This is a genomic window from Pseudodesulfovibrio sp. 5S69, from assembly GCF_037094465.1.
In the GTDB taxonomy this organism is placed as follows: Bacteria; Desulfobacterota; Desulfovibrionia; order Desulfovibrionales; family Desulfovibrionaceae; genus Pseudodesulfovibrio; species Pseudodesulfovibrio methanolicus.
Genome location: NZ_CP146609.1, coordinates 1062698 through 1079296, shown reverse-complemented (window position 1 = coordinate 1079296; position 16599 = coordinate 1062698). Strand labels below are relative to the sequence as shown.

General features: G+C 63.9%; 16 protein-coding genes and 1 other RNA gene. 15 read left to right on the top strand and 2 right to left on the bottom strand.

Annotation, left to right across the window (positions count from 1 at the left end; all coding sequences use genetic code 11):
• Nucleotides 1-7 precede the first annotated feature (7 nt).
• The 5 genes from V8V93_RS05055 (at nucleotide 8) to cysS (ending at nucleotide 4760) form a co-directional block, all read left to right on the top strand.
• Nucleotides 8-745, top strand: a complete 738-nt coding sequence (locus V8V93_RS05055) for a zinc ribbon domain-containing protein (protein WP_338669274.1) — start codon at nucleotides 8-10, stop codon at nucleotides 743-745.
• Between the two features lie 12 nt (nucleotides 746-757).
• Nucleotides 758-1117: RNase P RNA component class A (gene rnpB, locus V8V93_RS05050), an RNA gene on the top strand.
• Nucleotides 1118-1191: 74 nt separating this feature from the next.
• Nucleotides 1192-2376, top strand: a complete 1185-nt coding sequence (ispD, locus tag V8V93_RS05045) for a 2-C-methyl-D-erythritol 4-phosphate cytidylyltransferase (protein WP_338669273.1) — start codon at nucleotides 1192-1194, stop codon at nucleotides 2374-2376.
• Between the two features lies 1 nt (nucleotide 2377).
• On the top strand, nucleotides 2378-3259 hold the full coding sequence (locus tag V8V93_RS05040) for a hypothetical protein (RefSeq protein ID WP_338669272.1): 882 nt from the start codon (nucleotides 2378-2380) through the stop codon (nucleotides 3257-3259).
• A 43-nt stretch (nucleotides 3260-3302) separates the two neighbouring features.
• The gene (cysS, locus tag V8V93_RS05035; protein ID WP_338669271.1) at nucleotides 3303-4760 is read left to right on the top strand and encodes a cysteine--tRNA ligase; all 1458 of its coding nucleotides are present in this window, start codon (nucleotides 3303-3305) and stop codon (nucleotides 4758-4760) included.
• A gap of 278 nt (nucleotides 4761-5038) precedes the next feature.
• On the opposite strand, the gene V8V93_RS05030 is transcribed toward cysS, so the two are convergent.
• Both V8V93_RS05030 and topA read right to left on the bottom strand, forming a co-directional pair.
• Nucleotides 5039-5716 (bottom strand): 16S rRNA (guanine(527)-N(7))-methyltransferase RsmG, encoded by a 678-nt coding sequence (locus V8V93_RS05030; RefSeq protein ID WP_338669270.1) that lies wholly within the window; start codon nucleotides 5714-5716, stop codon nucleotides 5039-5041.
• Nucleotides 5717-6364: 648 nt separating this feature from the next.
• Nucleotides 6365-8782, bottom strand: coding sequence for a type I DNA topoisomerase (topA, locus tag V8V93_RS05025; RefSeq protein ID WP_338669269.1), 2418 nt, complete (start codon nucleotides 8780-8782; stop codon nucleotides 6365-6367).
• A 389-nt stretch (nucleotides 8783-9171) separates the two neighbouring features.
• On the opposite strand from topA, the gene V8V93_RS05020 reads away from it, so the two are divergent.
• The 10 genes from V8V93_RS05020 to fliQ all read left to right on the top strand — a co-directional run bounded on the left by V8V93_RS05020 (nucleotide 9172) and on the right by fliQ (nucleotide 16517).
• On the top strand, nucleotides 9172-10302 hold the full coding sequence (locus tag V8V93_RS05020) for a twin-arginine translocation signal domain-containing protein (RefSeq protein ID WP_338669268.1): 1131 nt from the start codon (nucleotides 9172-9174) through the stop codon (nucleotides 10300-10302).
• A gap of 447 nt (nucleotides 10303-10749) precedes the next feature.
• Entirely contained in the window at nucleotides 10750-11457 is a 708-nt protein-coding gene (locus V8V93_RS05015; RefSeq protein WP_338669267.1) for a YggS family pyridoxal phosphate-dependent enzyme, read from the top strand.
• A gap of 19 nt (nucleotides 11458-11476) precedes the next feature.
• Nucleotides 11477-12238 carry a motility protein A gene (locus V8V93_RS05010; RefSeq protein ID WP_338669266.1) on the top strand — a complete coding sequence of 254 codons (762 nt, stop codon included), beginning with the start codon at nucleotides 11477-11479 and terminating at the stop codon, nucleotides 12236-12238.
• Nucleotides 12239-12262: 24 nt separating this feature from the next.
• A complete protein-coding gene (locus V8V93_RS05005) occupies nucleotides 12263-13084 on the top strand; it encodes an OmpA/MotB family protein (RefSeq protein ID WP_338669265.1) in 822 nt (273 codons plus the stop codon).
• Nucleotides 13085-13087: 3 nt separating this feature from the next.
• Nucleotides 13088-13813 (top strand): OmpA/MotB family protein, encoded by a 726-nt coding sequence (locus tag V8V93_RS05000; protein ID WP_338669264.1) that lies wholly within the window; start codon nucleotides 13088-13090, stop codon nucleotides 13811-13813.
• A gap of 78 nt (nucleotides 13814-13891) precedes the next feature.
• Complete coding sequence (locus V8V93_RS04995) at nucleotides 13892-14395, top strand: flagellar basal body-associated FliL family protein (protein ID WP_338669263.1); 504 nt, start codon at nucleotides 13892-13894, stop codon at nucleotides 14393-14395.
• An 82-nt stretch (nucleotides 14396-14477) separates the two neighbouring features.
• A complete protein-coding gene (gene fliN / locus V8V93_RS04990; protein WP_338669262.1) occupies nucleotides 14478-15035 on the top strand; it encodes a flagellar motor switch protein FliN in 558 nt (185 codons plus the stop codon).
• Nucleotides 15028-15411 (top strand): flagellar biosynthetic protein FliO, encoded by a 384-nt coding sequence (gene fliO, locus V8V93_RS04985; protein WP_338669261.1) that lies wholly within the window; start codon nucleotides 15028-15030, stop codon nucleotides 15409-15411. The genes fliN and fliO overlap by 8 nt, the downstream gene beginning before the upstream one ends.
• Before the next feature lie 94 nt (nucleotides 15412-15505).
• Nucleotides 15506-16165, top strand: a complete 660-nt coding sequence (gene fliP / locus V8V93_RS04980) for a flagellar type III secretion system pore protein FliP (protein ID WP_338670163.1) — start codon at nucleotides 15506-15508, stop codon at nucleotides 16163-16165.
• Nucleotides 16166-16247: 82 nt separating this feature from the next.
• Nucleotides 16248-16517, top strand: coding sequence for a flagellar biosynthesis protein FliQ (gene fliQ / locus V8V93_RS04975; RefSeq protein WP_338669260.1), 270 nt, complete (start codon nucleotides 16248-16250; stop codon nucleotides 16515-16517).
• Nucleotides 16518-16599 lie beyond the last annotated feature (82 nt).

Here is a 16599-nt window from a genome sequence, read left to right as displayed (position 1 = left end):
TTAACCCATGTATCAGAAACAGATTGAACAGTTGATCGTCCTGCAGGAAGTGGACGACGAAATCCTTGAGCTGACCCAGGAGATCGAGCAGGCGCCCCAGGAACTGGCCGACCTCGAGAACCAGCTCGGCGAGTTCGAGGAACGCCGCGGTCAGATCGACGAAAAGATGAGCATCCTCAACGAACAGAAGAAAAAGCTGTCCGTGGAGATCGAAGAAGACGCCGGCAAGATCAAGAAGTCCAAGAACAAGCTGATGCTCGTCGGCAACACCAAGGAATACCACGCCATGATGCGCGAGATGGATTCCCTGGAGAAGCTCAACCGCATGCGCGACGACGAGCAGGCGGCCGTGCGCGAGGAGCTGGTCCGCCAGGACGAAGCCACCCAGGCCCTGGACGAGGAAATGGGCGGCGTAAAGGAGCAGTTCGATGCGCTCAAGACCACTCTGGACGAGCGGTTGGACAAGGCCAACAAGAAGCTCGAAGCCCTGAACCGCAAGCGCAAGAAGGCTTGCAAGGCCGTTCCGCCGCCGATCCTGGGCCGCTACGAGTTCATCCGCGAGCGCATGGAGCACCCGGTCATCGTGCCGGTCTCCGAAGGCGTGTGCTCGGGCTGCAACATCATGATCCCGCCGCAGTCGTACAACGACCTGCAGAAGGGCCAGCAGATCCTGAGCTGCCCCAACTGCCAGCGGCTGATTTACTGGCAGGCCTTTGTGCAGCCGCAAGGCGCCGAAGAGGAATAGCATCACAAGTCCGGAGTCGGGCAGGTCATCGCCGCGGCCATTGGCCGGGGAGGAAAGTCCGGGCTCCGCAGGGCAGGACGCTGGGTAACGCCCAGGGGGAGCGATCCCCGTCACGTGCAACAGAAAGCAGACCGCCACCGGGGCAACCCGGCGGTAAGGGTGAAACGGTGGGGTAAGAGCCCACCGGCTGTCGCGGCGACGCGGCAGGCCAGGTGAACTCCGTCCGGAGCAAGACCGAATAGGACAGCGTTTGAGGCCGGCCCGGCCGAAGCTGTCGGGTTGGTTGCTCGAGCCGTCCGGTAACGGGCGGCCTAGATGAATGATGACCGCCCCGCGAGGGGAACAAGACCCGGCTTATGACCGGCTCCGACTTGTGTACACCGCGCGGGGGAGGCAGCCCCTCCCCCGTGCGCCCAATTTCGACAGGCAACCGCATGGACCGCACCATGAACGACATTTGGGCCATCATCCTGGCCGCAGGCTCCGGGACCCGGCTGGCCGAGGCCACGGGCGGCGAGCGCAAGCAGTACCTTGAGTACAAATCCGCGCCGCTGTTCTGGCACTGCGCCCGGACCTTTTCCCGCGTGGCCGACGTGCGCGGCCTGGTCTTCGTCTTCCCGCCCGAGGACGCCCCGACCATGGACAAGAAGCTGCGCCAGTTCTTCAAGACCGAGGATCTCGGCGTGCAGTGGACCGTGGTCGCAGGCGGCGAGCGCCGACAGGACTCGGTGCGCAACGGCCTGACCGGCCTGCCCAGGTCGTGCGGCCGCGTCCTGATCCACGACTCGGCCCGGCCCTTTTTCTCGGCCCGACTGGTCCGCGACCTCCTCGGCGCGCTCGATTCCGGCGCACGCGGCGTGATCCCGGCCGTGCCCGTGACCGACACGGTCAAGCGGGTATCCGGCAACACGGTCGCCGAGACCCTGAACCGTGCCGAACTTGCGGCCGTGCAGACTCCGCAGGGGTTTGAGACCGCGCTGTTGCGCGAGGCCCACGACCGCGCCCTGGCCGAGGGCTGGGAGGTCACGGACGACGCCTCCATGGTCGAGCGGCTGGCCGAGGTCGCGATCGTTCCCGGCGAGGCGGCCAACGTCAAGATCACCCTGCCCGAAGACCTGAAGCGTCTCCGGGAGGCCCGCACCACCGTGCCGTGCACGGGCTGGGGTTACGACGTGCACCGCTTCGGCGGCGAGCACGACCGGCCCCTGGTCCTGGGCGGCGTGCCCATCCCCGGCGGCCCGTCCACCGTGGCCCACTCGGACGGCGACGTGCTCCTGCACGCCCTGGCCGACGCCATCCTCGGCACCTTCGGCGGCGGGGACATCGGCACCCATTTTCCGGACACGGACCCGAATTTCGACAACGCGGACAGCGGCATGCTCGTGCGCGAGGTCCTGTCCATGGCCGAGCGGGCCGAGACCCGCATCGTCCACGCGGACCTGACCGTCATCGCCCAGGTGCCGCGCCTGGCCCCCCACGCCGCGCAGATCGCCAGGAACGTGTCCCGGCTGCTCGGCCTGGAAGCGCATCAGGTCAACTTCAAGGCCACCACCGAGGAAAAGCTCGGCTTCACCGGCGAAAAGAAAGGCATCAAGGCCGTGGCCTGCGTCACCGGCCTGAGGGAGATGTGACGTGTCCGGCCTGAAGAAATTCCTGCTCTCCTTCGTCATCTTCGCCGCGCTCTGCTTTTTCGGCCTGAAATGGTACGTCAACACCGAGGTGGACAAGGAACTGACCCGCGCCGTGGCCGACACGCCGGGGCTGGCCCTGTCCTACGCCGACCTGTCCGTGGACATCATCGCCCACACCGTGACCCTCAAGGGGGTGGACGCCCTGTTCCCCTCGGGCCAGCACGTCCAGGCCGATTCGGTGTCCATCGCCGCATTCGACCGGGACAACCCCATACCCCACTACGCGGCCATTTCCGCCAAGGGGTTGAGCATACCGGTGACCCCGCAAAATTTCGGCGAGTGGGCCGGGTACATCAAGGGGCTCGGCATCGAGACCTTGTTCGGCGACGGCACCCTGGACTACGCCTACGACCCGGAGACCAAGATCCTGGAGCTCAAGGACCTCTCCCTGGACGACCCCAAGCTCGGCTCGATCAAGCTGACCGGCTCCCTGGACAACCTGAACCTGACCGGGTTCAGCCCGGAACAAAGCTTCGCCCTGGGCATCCGCAAAGCGGTCCTGACCTTCGACAACCGCGAGTTCATGCGGCTGGTCGGCGAGGACTGGGCTCGGAAGACGGGCGTGTCCGAATCCGTCACCCTGGACCGGATCAGCGCGGAGCTGGACGGCCTGGCCGCCTATGCCGAGACCCAGGCCAACGAACCGGCCCGCGCCGCCATGCTCGGCCTGAAGACGTTCCTGAGCGACCCCGGCTCCCTGACCGTGTCCGCCAACCCGGCGGAGTCCGTGCCCGTGCTCTACTTCTTCATGGGCCGCGACCTGTTCGAGAACCTGGACCTCCTGAACATCCACGTGGACACCGTCCCGACGAATGGCATTTAATTAAAGCATAATTATTTCAATGTAATAAAAATGGAGTAATCCAATGAGACTCTACAACACCCTCAAAAGGCACAAGGAAGCATTCACCCCGGCCAACGACAACGACGTGAACATGTACGTCTGCGGCATCACGGCCTACGACCTCTGCCACATCGGCCACGCCCGCTCCAGCGTGGTCTTCGACGTGCTTTATCGCTACCTCAAGCATGAGGGGTACAAGGTCAACTTCATCCGCAACTTCACGGACATCGACGACAAGATCATCAAGCGCGCGGCCGAGGTGGGCAAGGAGGCCAGCGAGATCGCCGAAAAGTTCATCGGCGAGTTCTACGTGGACATGGACCGCCTGAACATCGAGCGGCCCACGGTGGAGCCCAAGTGCACGGAGCACATCCCCGAGATGATCGACCTGACCCAGCGACTCATCGACAAGGGCCACGCCTACGCCACCCCGTCCGGCGACGTGTATTTCAAGGTCCGATCCTTTGACGGCTACGGCAAGTTGTCCGGCCGCAACATCGACGAGCTCGAATCCGGCGCGCGCATCGCCCCGGGCGAGGAGAAGCAGGACCCGCTCGACTTCGCCCTGTGGAAGGCAGCCAAGCCCGGCGAGCCGTTCTGGGAATCCCCGTGGGGCCAAGGCCGCCCCGGCTGGCACCTGGAGTGCTCGGCCATGAGCGAGAAGTACTCCCCCCTGCCGCTGGACATCCACGGCGGCGGCCAGGACCTGTCCTTCCCGCACCACGAGAACGAGGTGGCGCAATCCGAAGCCGCCACGGGCAAGCCGTTCGCCAACTACTGGGTGCACAACGGGTTCGTGCAGATCAACTCCGAAAAGATGTCCAAATCGCTCGGCAACTTCTTTACCATCCGCGACATCCTGGACAAGTTCCTGCCCGAGACCCTGCGCTACTTCCTGCTGACCATGCACTACAGAAGCCCGCTTGACTTCTCCTTCGACGCCCTCGAAGAAGCCGAGAAGGGCGTCAAACGAATCTACTCCGCCCTGAACCAGATCGACGTGGAACTGGACAAGGCCAAGTGGAAGAAATCTCCGTTCCCCGAAGAACTGACCCGGGAACTCGACGAACTCGAAAAGCACTTTGCCGAGGCCATGGCCGACGATCTGAACACCGCGGGCGCCCTGGGGCACATCTTCTCCGTCATCCGCCTGGCCGGGCGCGTGGCCGAAGACAAGAACCTGCGCAAGTCCGAAGGCGGCCGAGATCTCTTTGGCCGCATCAAGGCGGACATGGCCGACTGGGCCTCCATCCTCGGCATCTTCGAGCGCGAGCCCGCCGAGTTCCTCCTGGAGCTGCGCGACAACCGCGCCGCCCGCGCCGGCATCGACCCGGCCAAGGTCACCGAACTGCTCGACGCCCGCGCCCAGGCGCGCAAGGACAAGGACTTCGACAAGTCCGACGCCATCCGCGACGAACTCGCCGCCATGCAGGTCGAAGTCCACGACACCCCGCAGGGCGCCACCTGGGACGTTTTGTAAGGCGAAAGATGCCTCCGGCGGCGGGGGGAAGGGGAGAGGAAACCCTTTGGAAGGGCTTTCCCTCTCCCTTCCCCGGACCCTCATCCCTCTCCCTTCCTGAACCTTTTGTGCCGCTTCGCGGAGTGTGCAGATAACGAAACCCCGGTCCGTTTGAGCCGGGGTTGTTTCTTTGGCGTCCGCACGCCTTGCCGAAGGCACACAAAAGGTTCTGGAGGGGAGTCCAGAGGGGAACCTCTTCAAGAGGTTCCCCCTCTGGCCGCCGGAGGCATTCTTCCTCCCTACTCGACCTTGAACGACCAGAAGTAGCGCTCGGAGCCCGCCGCCGGGTAGGAGGCGACGTCGCCGAGTTGCCAGCCGTCGGGGATGGCGGACTCGGCCGGGGGTGGGTCGTTGGCCAGGATAATGGCGGTGCCGATGCGGCCGGGGGCCTTGCGAAGCATGGGGCGAATGAAATCAAGGAGTTTCTGCCAGGGCATGAAGGCGCGGCTGAGAATGAGGTCCGCAGTGTCTTCGTGGCCGGATCGGGCCAGGCGGTCCAGGGCGTCCTCGGCCTTGCCCAGGAAGACGCCGGTGCCGGGCAGCTTGAGGCGCCCGAGCGCACTCTTCATGAAGGTGGCCCGTTTCTCGCGCACCTCCACCAGCCAGTAGTCGCCCTGCTGCCAGAGCACGCGCAGGGGGATGCCGGGCAGTCCGGCACCGGCCCCGAAGTCGAGGCTGAGCGGCCGATCGTGCAGCTTCAGCCCGGCGACGAAATCGGCCAGGAACAGGGAGTCCACCACCAGCCGGTCGAACACGGTCCGCCAGTCGGACGGACCCACCAGGTTCATCTTCCTGTTCCACTTGATGAGCTGATCCAGGTACACGGCCAGCAGCTTTGCCTGGTCCGGTTCCACGGGGCGGCCCAGCGTGCGGGCCGCGGCCAGCACGGCCTGTGCATCGGGTTGGGTATCGGGCATGGGCAGCAAATACGTTGTTTCCGCCAAACAATCCAGCCCCGCGCAACCAGGAAGGCCGCCCGGTTACGGACGGCCTTCTTGGGGAGGATGTAGGGTGTGACGTTCGGGCGGCAATGGCTGACCACCCATGGTAGAGAATGTCTCCTGCGGCGGGGTTGGTCATGCCCCATCCGCACCTCCCTTCTACAGAGCGCCACCCAAAAAAACATTGATCTGGATCAATTCCCGCAACTTTTTCCCACAAAAAAAGGGAGCCAAGCTCCCTCACCAAATAGCGCCTCGGGTGCGCAGCACCCGACAGCCATTCCGCCCCTCTTATGGAGCGATTCGGTTGGCACCGCCAACCGACAGCGGCTCTCTCTTCAGCCGCCAGACCGCCCTCGGAATAGGTTTTGATTCGCCCCGTCCTGGGGCTCACCCCTTCGGGGCGTTGCGGAGGACCGCAACGTCCAAATCCGCTGTCCTGCGGATTTGTCGAGAGTGGGTCAGCCATGCATTTTTAAGTGAATTGTTGGCGAGTCTGCGAGCCGTACAAGATCTTATGCCTCAGGTACAAAGCCGGCGGGCTTTCACCGCAGCGTAGCCGTCTACGTGAGGATGAAAGCCCCCTGGAAAAAATGTGCAGATGGCCCGCTATCGGAAGCCGCCCTACTCCTTCTCGTCCACCGGACGAGTATAGTCGCATCCTTTTTTGGGACAGGCGATGTGCTCGCCCTTGTCCTTGGTGGTCTTGCGCACCAGGATGGGGTGGCCGCACTTGGGGCACGGCTCGTTGATGGGCCAGTTCCAGACCGCGTAGTCGCACTTGGGATACTCGGAGCAGGAGTAGAAGATCTTGCCCCGGCGCGAGGATTTCTCGACCAGCTCACCGGTGCAGCCCTCGCGCGGGCAGGGCACGCCCGTGGAGAACGGCGCGGCATAGGTGCAGTCCGGATAGTTGGAACAGGCGATGAACCGGGAACCGGTGCGGGCCTTCTTGAGCAGCAGTTCGCCGCCGCAGTCCGGGCAGGTGCCGACCACTTCGGGTTTCTCCGACTCCACGACCTTGATGTTGCCGTTCTCGTCGCGGGTGAAATTGACGATGGACTTGCAGTCCGGGTAGCCGGTGCAGCCCAGGAACTCGCCGCGCCGGGACTGCTTGATGGCCATGGGGCGGCCGCACTTCTCGCAGACCACCCCGGTGTCCTCGGGTTTTTCGCGTTCCACCACCTGGATGTTGCCGTGCTCGTCGCGGGTGAAGTTCTTGATGGTCCGGCAGGCCGGGAATCCGGTGCAGCCCAGGAACTCGCCGGTCTTGCCGAATTTGACGGCCATGGGCTTGCCGCAGTTCTCGCACACGATATCCGTGACCTGCTGGGAGCGGCCCATCTCGGTGCGCGCCTTTTCCAGGGTGGGGTAGAAGTCGCCGCCGAAGTCCTTGAGCAGCTCCTCCCAGTTCTTCTTGCCGTCGGCCACGTCGTCGAGCAATCCTTCCATCTGGGCGGTGAAGCCCACGTCCATGAGGGCCTGGAAGTGCTCGGACAGCTGGTCGGACACGGTGAACCCGAGTTCGGTGGGCACGAACCGCTTCTCCTCCAGCTTGGCGTACTCGCGGTCGATCAGGGTGGAGATGATGGCCGCGTAGGTGGACGGCCTGCCTATGCCCAGTTCCTCCAGGGTCTTGACCAGCGAGGCCTCCGAATAGCGCGGCGGCGGCTGGGTGAACTTCTGTTCCTTCTTCAGCTCGTTGAGCTGGAGCACGTCGCCCTCGTGCAGCTTGGGCAGCTCCACGTCGTCCTCGGACTTGGCCTTGTCCATGGCCGCCAGGAAACCGGCGAAGAGCAGCCGCTCGCCCTTGGCGCGCCACACGGTTTGCGGGGCGTTGACCAGCACGGTAGTGTCCCAGAAGGTGGCCGCGGCCATCTGCGAGGCCACGAACCGCTGCCAGATGAGCCGGTAGAGCTTGTACTGCTCACCGGGCAAAAAGCTCTTCACACTCTCGGGTGTAATGGTCACATCGACGGGCCGGATGGCTTCGTGCGCGTCCTGTGCGCTGCCTTTGGTCTTGAAATTCCGGGTCTTGGACGGATAAAAATCCGCGCCGAACATCTCCAGGATCAGCTCCTTGGCCGCGTCCTGCGCCTCTTTGGCGATGCGCACCGAGTCGGTACGCATGTAGGTGATCAACGCGGTGGTGCCGCGCTTGCCCAGCTCCACGCCCTCGTACAGCCGCTGGGCGATGGACATGGTCCGCTTGGCCGAGTAGCCCATGCGCCGGTTGGCGTCCTGCTGCAGGGTGGAGGTGATGTACGGCGGCAGGGGCTGGCGCTTGCGCTGCTTTTCCTGCACCGAGTCGACCTTGAATTCGCCGTTTTCGAGCTGCTGTTGCAGGGATTCGGCCTGGTCCGCGTTGGAAACGTGGTTGGCCCCCGGCTTGACCGCCTTGCCTTCGAGCTTGTGCAGGTCCATCCAGAACGGCGGCGGGTTCCCGCCCTCCAGGAGCACCTTGAACGGCCAGTACTCGTCGGGCCGGAAGGCGCGGCGTTCCTTTTCGCGCTCGACCAGGATCTTGAGCGCCACGGACTGGACGCGCCCGGCCGAGATGCCGCGCTTGACGTTCTTCCACAGGATCGGGGAAATCTTGTAGCCCACCAGCCGGTCCAGGATGCGCCGGGCCTGCTGGGAGTCGAACAGGTTCTCGTTGAGGTCCTGGGCGTGCTCGAGCGCGTCCTTGACCGCACGGGAGGTGATCTCGTTGAACTGGATGCGCCGGATGTTGTCGTTGACCGGCTTGAGCAGCTCGGCCACGTGCCAGGCGATGGCCTCTCCCTCGCGGTCCGGGTCGGGCGCCAGATAGACGGTACCCGCCTTCTTGGCCGCGGCCTTGAGGCGCTTGACCACGTCCTCTTTGCCTTGGATGACCTCATAGTGCGGGGCGAAGTTGTTCTCCTCGTCCACGCCCAGGTCGCGGGTGGGCAGGTCGCGCACGTGGCCCACCGAGGCATCGACCATGTAGTCCTTTCCCAGGAACTTGGAGATGGTCTTCACCTTGGCGGGGGACTCGACGATGATCAGATCTTTCGGCATGTTACGGCTCTCTTATCAGGCTGTTGAAAAACGCGCGATTGCGCTCCTGCACTCGCGCCTTCTTCAACAGGCTGAAGATGGTATCCGGCCTGCCTTGCTGGTTGCGGGGCTCTGGTCCGTCCAAAACCCGTTCCCGACAGACTGAGGGGGGTCTATGCCCGCTTTTCCGGCAACTCGTCAAGCCTCTATATATAGATAATGGGTGAAAAGCACTTTTTTCCTATTGTCGCGGCCCGCGCCCGAGCCGATTGCCGCCCCGTCCCCGCTCCCGAATGTGACCTATTCTCCATCCGCAGGGCACACTCCGTCACCGGTTCGTCAGGCTGCCGACGAAAGCGGAAGGTATGTTTGCAAGACTACACAACCACTCTGCATTCAAGGAGAAAAACATGTCTTCCGAACAACTCAACCGTCGCGATTTCCTGAAATTCGGGGTCCTGGCGGGCGCGGCCGCCGCAGTCACCGCCCTGCCCGTGCGCGCCCAGGCCGCCCCGGCCACGGTCACCTTCGACCAGTGCGTATCCATGGCGCCCCAGGCCATGGCCGACGCATCGGGCCCGGTGTCCGCCTCCTGGCAGTCCATCCTCCAGGCCGCCGGGCAGATCCGCAATCCCGGCCTGCGCGCCCAGGTCCTGGCCGTGCTCGACAACCCCGCGCCCACCGTGACCAAGTCCATCGGGGGCGCCGAAAAGAAGGCCATTTACAACGAACTTTCCGGCAAGGGGCTGATCAAGGACGTGTCCGAAGCCGATTTCCTGCCGCCCGTGTCCGGGGCGACCACCGCGCCGCAGCCGTTCTGGTCCGCCCCCGGCTCCGGCTACGGCAGCCACCACGCCTACCCCGGCGGACTGTGCACCCACACCGGCCTGAACACCCGCGTGTCCCTGGCCCTGTACGACGGCTACCGCGAGGTCTACGACTACATGCTCGACCGCGACGTGGTCATCGCCGCCCAACTGCTCCACGACCTGCACAAGCCGTGGGTCTTCCAGTGGGCCGCCGACGGCGAGTCGCGCACCGAGCGCTCCCTGGCCGGGACCGGCGAGCACCATCCCCTGGGCGTGGCCGAGTCCATCGTCCGCAAGGTGCCCGCCGAGGTCGTTGTGGCCCAGGCCTGCGCCCACAACCACCCGCGCACCGAGCAGGACGAGGCCCAGGTCGTGGGCTGGCTGACCGCCGCCTCGATCATCGCGGGCGTCGACCCCGTGCAGTACGGCCTGCTCGCCGAGAGCGGCAAAACCCTGCCCCTGCCTCGCCGCCAGGAAGGCTTCGTCACCCACCTCGGCGACCACGACTGGGTCCTGACCGTGCCCGCCAACCAGTGGGTCCTGCCGGTCCTGGAGAAGGTCGCCGTGCGCGACTACAAGCTCTCCCAAAACGACCTCAAGGCCAAGCCGTTCAAGCAGTTCCGCAACTACGTCTACTCCCAGGCCACCATCATGGGCCTGTACGAAACCTACGCCGCCAAGGGCGAAACCGAACTCGTCCGTACTATCCACACCATCGTCACCCCCGCCTAGAGGCGGTCGCGCCCGACCGTTGACGCGGCGCGATGCGCCGCGTCAACGGTTACCTTCCCCGGACCCCCACCCCCTCATTTTCCCAAACTTTTGGGTGCCGTTGCGCAGAGATGCCGGGGCGGGGTCATCCGTTGGTTTAACGATGTTCCGTGGCCGGATATGGGCGCGGCGGCGTTGCAGACGGGCATTCGGCAGGCGAAGAATACAAGAGAAAATCCAGACTTAACTTTGCGGCAATATTGAGAATTGCGTCCTGCCTGAGTTCCGGTAAAATTTCGGGTGGTTAGGGTGCGTAAAATCATGGTATAAGCCGATACGCGTTGATCGGATGCAAAAAATCATCATTAATCAATTAAACTAATTGAAAATCGAGCCGATAAGAGCCATTGGGACATCAGGGCCGTGTTGTGCGGACCGGATAAACCGGCTCCGGCCCACGGAACGAGCATGAGTCTGAGACAACAGGAATTGGCCGAGCGCAGGGCCGAAGTCAGGGAGGCCCTGGCCGAGGCCGCGAAACAGGCGGGCCGCGCGCCCGAGGACGTAACCCTGGTGGCGGTGTCCAAGCTGCACCCGGCCTCGGATATCCGGGACCTGGCCGCAACCGGCCAGACCGAGTTCGGCGAGAACTACGTGCAGGAGGCTTTGGCCAAGCAGGATGAGCTGGCCGGGCTGAACGTGAACTGGCATTTCATCGGCGGCCTGCAGTCCAACAAGGCCAAGTACGTGGCCGGAAAGTTTGCCCTGGTGCACAGCGTGGATTCCTCTAAGCTGGCCCAGGCATTGCATAAAAAGGCGGTTAGCCTGGATACGGTCCAGGACATCCTGATTCAGGTGAACATTGCGGGAGAAACGCAAAAGTCCGGAATCATGGTGGAAAAGCTGCCGGGACTGGCCGAAGCGGTCCTGGGCATGGAGGGGCTGCGGCTCGTCGGTTTGATGACGATGCCGCCGTTTTTCGACGACCCCGAGCGCGCGCGGCCGGTGTTCGCCCGACTGCGGGAGTTGCGCGGCGGGCTGGAAACGCGCCTGGGCATGGACCTGCCGCACCTGTCCATGGGCATGACCGGGGACTTCGTCCCGGCCGTGCAGGAGGGTGCGACGCTGGTGCGCATCGGCACACGGATTTTCGGGGCGCGGCCGCCGCGCGACTGAGAACACAAGCGGAGACAGCATGGATCTGGGTACCATAATCGGCATCGTCCTCTCGTTCGGACTGGTCCTGTCGGCCATCATGACCGGCTCCAGCCTGATCATCTTCGTGTCCGTGCCCTCCCTGCTCATCGTGGTGGGCGGCACCATCGGGGCCGGGCTGGTCAACTACCCCATGAACTACATCATCGGCGTCATCGGGGTCATCAAGAACACCTTTTTCTCCAGCCTGGATTCCCCGGCCGAGATCATCGACCGTTTCAAGGACTACGCCAACCGCGCCCGCCGCGAGGGCATCCTGTCGCTCGAACCGCTGATCAAGGAGATCGACGACGACTACATGCGCAAGGGCCTGCAACTGACCGTGGACGGCCTGGAGCCGCAGACCATCCAGGAGATCCTGGAGACGGAAATCTCCTATCTGGCCGAGCGCCACGCCACCGGCGCGGACGTGGTCTCCGCGCTGGGCACCCTGGCCCCGGCCATGGGCATGATCGGCACGGTCATCGGCCTGGTGCAGATGCTCCAGACCATGAGTGATCCGTCGTCCATCGGCCCGGCCATGGCCGTGGCCCTGCTGACCACCCTGTACGGCGCGCTCATCGCCAACCTCATGCTCATGCCCATGGCGGGCAAGCTCAAGGCCCGCAGCAAGGAGGAAATCCTCCTGCGCGAAATGATCATGGAGGGCATCCTGTCCATTTCCAAGGGCGAAAACCCGCGCATCATCGAGGAGAAGCTGAACAGCTACCTCCCGCCCAAGGACCGGATCGTCTCCGAATAACCCGCTGACCCGAAGGGGCGCGTCATGGCCAAGAAGAAACTGAAGCAGGTATGCGAGGAGATGCCTCTGTGGATGGTCACGTTCGCGGACTGCATGACCCTGATGCTGACCTTCTTCATTCTGCTCGTGTCCATGGCGACCATCGACCAGCGGCGCAAGTTGGTCGCGCTCGGCTCGATCATCGGCACCTTCGGCTTCAACCAGGAGGGCTACGACGTCTTCAGCAGGAAGGACACCAAGCGGACCGTGGAGCCCGGCCCCATCGACACCGGCGACCTGGAGCCGCTGCAATCCCTGAAATGGGAAACCGTGGATAAGGACATCAATTTCTCCTCCAGCCGCTTCGTCCAGATCCTGTCCATCAACGCGAGCCTGCTCTTCGGCCCGGACGGCTACACCCTGAGCGCCGAGGGCCGGGCCACCCTGGACGGCTTCCTGCCCCTGCTCCAGCAGGTCAAGTACCCCCTGCTCCTGGCCGGGCACACCTCGGACATGCGCGACGAGCTCGGACTCGACTACCAGCCCGGCGACGACGAACAAAACCCCGACCTCTCCTGGAAGCTCTCCCTGAATCGGACCCTGACCATATACCGCTACCTGCTCGACAACGGCATGAGCCCGGACATGCTCCGCGTGGAGGCGTTCGGCAAGTACCGGCCCCACTATCCGCCGGACACCCCGGAGAACCGGGCCCGCAACCGGCGGGTGGACATCGTCCTGGACAAGCGCTCCAGCCGCCTGGGCGACCGCATCGTCGAGGCCCTGCCCGCAGCGCCCGAGCGCAAGAACTCCATGAGCGTGGACGGCTTCGAGTTCGACGTGGCCACTCCCAAGGAGCTGCAGTAGGCCATGGCCAAGAAGAAGCAAGCGCCCTGTCCGCCCATGGCCCTGTGGCTGGTCACGTTCTCGGACCTGATGACCCTGCTGCTGACTTTTTTCGTCCTGCTCCTGACCATGGCCTCAATGGACAACTCCATCCTGACCAAGGTCACGCTGACCACGGCGGACCTCGGCCTGCTCGACAAGCGCGGCTCGGGCCGGGCCAACGTCAAGGAGCACCTGATCGTCGAGCTCATGGAGAAGCCGTGGGAGGTCCTTGACAAGCAGCAGCGCATCAAGGACCTGCTCTTCCCGGACGACACCCTGCCCGACGAGATCAGCAAGTCCGACCTGAACGACAACCTCGACGTCCTGGCCAAACAGGACGGTGTGGCCCTGGTCTTCACCGATCAGATACTCTTTACGCCGGGCGGCTCGGAGCTGTCCGACAGAGGCAAGTACATCATCGGCCGCCTGGTGCCGATGATGACCCAGACCGACGCACCCATCAACGTGGCCGGCTACACCGACCGGTCCGACGCAACGCAGACCCCGCTGGAGTTGTCCGGAGCCCGCGCCCTGACCGTGCTGGCCTTCCTGGTGGACAAGGGCGTGCCCAATTCGCGCTTCTCCCTGTCCGCCTACGGCAATGCCTTCCCGGTGATCAACGACCTGGGCAGACCCGTGGCCGAGTCACCGAAAAACCGGCGGGTGGAGATACTGCTCAAGACCGCCCGGCCCATCGGCGGCTACTGACGAGTCTAAAGTTAGTCTGGAAAAGTGGGGCGATTGACGATAAGGGATGAAGAACAACCAGCAGGAAAGGTAACTGCCATGGCTCAAGAAGAATTGACCCAGGAAGAAGGGAAAAAGAAGAAGGGCGGCCTGCTCAAGTGGATCATCATCGTCGTCTTGCTGGCGGCGTTGGGAGTGGGCGGTTGGTTCGGCTACAAGATGTTTTTCGCCGCCCCCAAGGAAGACACGGCCGCGCAGCAGGATGCCGCGGGCGATCCCGGCAAGCCCGCCGAACAGCAGGAGGGCCTGATCGTGACCCTGCCTACGTTCCTGGTCAACCTGGCCGACCCCCTGGGCCGCCGGTACCTGAAGCTCGGGGTGGAGGTGGAGGTGCGGGACGCCGACGCCCAGGCCGCCCTGGCCAAGTACGAGCCCAAGATCAAGGACACCCTGATCCTGCTGCTTTCGAGCAAAACCTACGAAGGGTTGTCCACCATGCAGGACAAGGTGGAACTCAAGCAGGAGATCGCGGACCGCCTGAACCAGATTGTCGGCAACGGCGGGGTGCTGCGGGTCTACATCACGGAAATGGTCATCCAGTAGCACGCTTCTTGCTAGTTCCGTTGCGGACCGTCCCGGTTTTGACGGCCCGACCGCGAATAACGAATTTAACGAGGTGAGCGACATGGCTGACGATCAGGATAAACTCGCACAGGAATGGGCCGATGCCCTGCTGGATGGCGACGACTCGGACGACGATCCGCTGGGGAATCTGGAGAACGTGACCGATCCTTCCGAAGCGGGCAGCGCCGACGTGGGCAACGACGACGAGACCCTGGCCGACGAATGGGCCGCCGCCCTGGCCGAGACCGAGCAGGAAGAGGTCAAGCACGAGAAGGAACAGGCCTTCCTGTCCACTCAGACTCACGACTACGACCTGACCGACATGGGCCCGGACGCCAAGGCCGGCAGTTCCTCGGGCAAGCGGGACCTGGACTTCATCCTGGACATCCCCCTGGAGGTCTCGGCCGAGCTGGGCCGCACCAAGCTGCTGATCAACGAACTCCTGCAACTGGGCCAGGGCTCGGTGGTCGAGCTGAACAAGCTGGCCGGAGAACCGCTCGAGATCTACGTCAACGGCAAGCTGGTGGCGCGCGGCGAGGCCGTGGTCATCAACGAGAAGTTCGGCATCCGGCTGACCGACATCATCAGCCCCATCGAGCGGGTGAAGCAACTTGGCTAGCCCGGCTCCAGTCGGCACCACCGCCGCCCCCATGCAGCTTCCGGCCGTGAATTCGGGAACCACCATCCTGACCACAGCCGGATACCTGTTCCTGCTGCTCGGCGTCATTTTTCTGGCCTACTGGCTGCTCAAGCGATTCGGGGTGCCCGGCGTGCTGACCGGCTCCGGCCCCAACGGCCCGAAGCTGGTCAACCGGTTGATGCTCGGCAACCGCCAGTCCGTGGCCGTGGTGCGCTACCGCGACAAGGACCTGCTGCTCGGCGTGACCGAGCACAGCGTCACCCTGCTCGCCGAGGAAGAGGCCGCGCCCGAGGCGGAGCCGACGGAACGCAAGACCTTCGCCTCGGTGCTCAAGAGGAACGCGGGCCGTGGCTAGCCGCAAACATCTCATCTTTCTGCTGACGGTGCTGGCCGCCGTCCTGCTCCCGGCCCTGGCCTGGGCCCAGGCCCCGGTCATCCCCAAGCTGACCATGGAGCTGGCCGCCGGGCAGGCGGACCCGCAGGAGGTCTCGACCCTGCTCGAGATCCTCTTCCTGCTGACCGTCCTGTCCCTGGCCCCGGCCATCATGCTGACCATGACCTCCTTCACCCGGATCATCATCGTCTTCCACTTCATCCGGCAGGCCATGGGCACCCAGCAGATGCCGCCCAACCAGATCCTGGCCGCCCTGGCCATCTTCATGACCATGGTCATCATGTACCCGGTGGGCAAGGCCATCAACGAGACCGCGCTCCAGCCGTACATGAACGAGACCATCAATTTCACCGAGGCGCTGACCCGCGCCCAGGTCCCCATCCGCGCGTTCATGTTCAAGCACACCCGCGAAAAGGACCTGTCCATATTCTACTCCATCACCAAGGAACCGCGTCCCGAGAACAAGGAAGAGGTGCCGACCATCATGCTGGTGGCCGCCTACACCATCTCCGAACTGAAGACCGGCTTCACCATCGGCTTTCTGATCTACATCCCGTTCCTCATCCTGGACATGGTCGTGGCCTCCATCCTGCTGGCCATGGGCATGATGATGCTGCCGCCGGTCATGATCTCGCTGCCGTTCAAGATTCTCCTGTTCATCCTGATCGACGGCTGGAACCTGCTGGTGGGCTCGCTGGTAAACACCTTCCAGTGACCCTGCCCACCGCGTTACCCGGGGAGTGGTCCGCCCTGCGGCCGCCCCGCAACCTCAACCGCCCCGGCAAGGAGGGCCTGACATGACACCGGAATTCGTCGTCGGTTTCGCCAGACAGGCCATCGAGATGACCCTGATCATCTCCCTGCCCATGCTCGGCATCGGCATGATCGTGGGCATCTTCATCTCCATCATCCAGGCCGCCACCCAAATCCAGGAGATGACCCTGACCATGGTGCCCAAGATCATCGCCATCTTCCTGGCCCTGCTCCTGGCCTTCCCATGGATCATGGACAAGATGACGTCCTATACCACCAACCTCTTCCTCAACCTGCCCAACTACATCCGCTAGTCCCCTCGCCGGGCCGCTCCGCGCCCCGACCCCCTGCGTTTCCGCCCCTGCCGCGCATACCGGAACAGGTATCGTGTGTCCG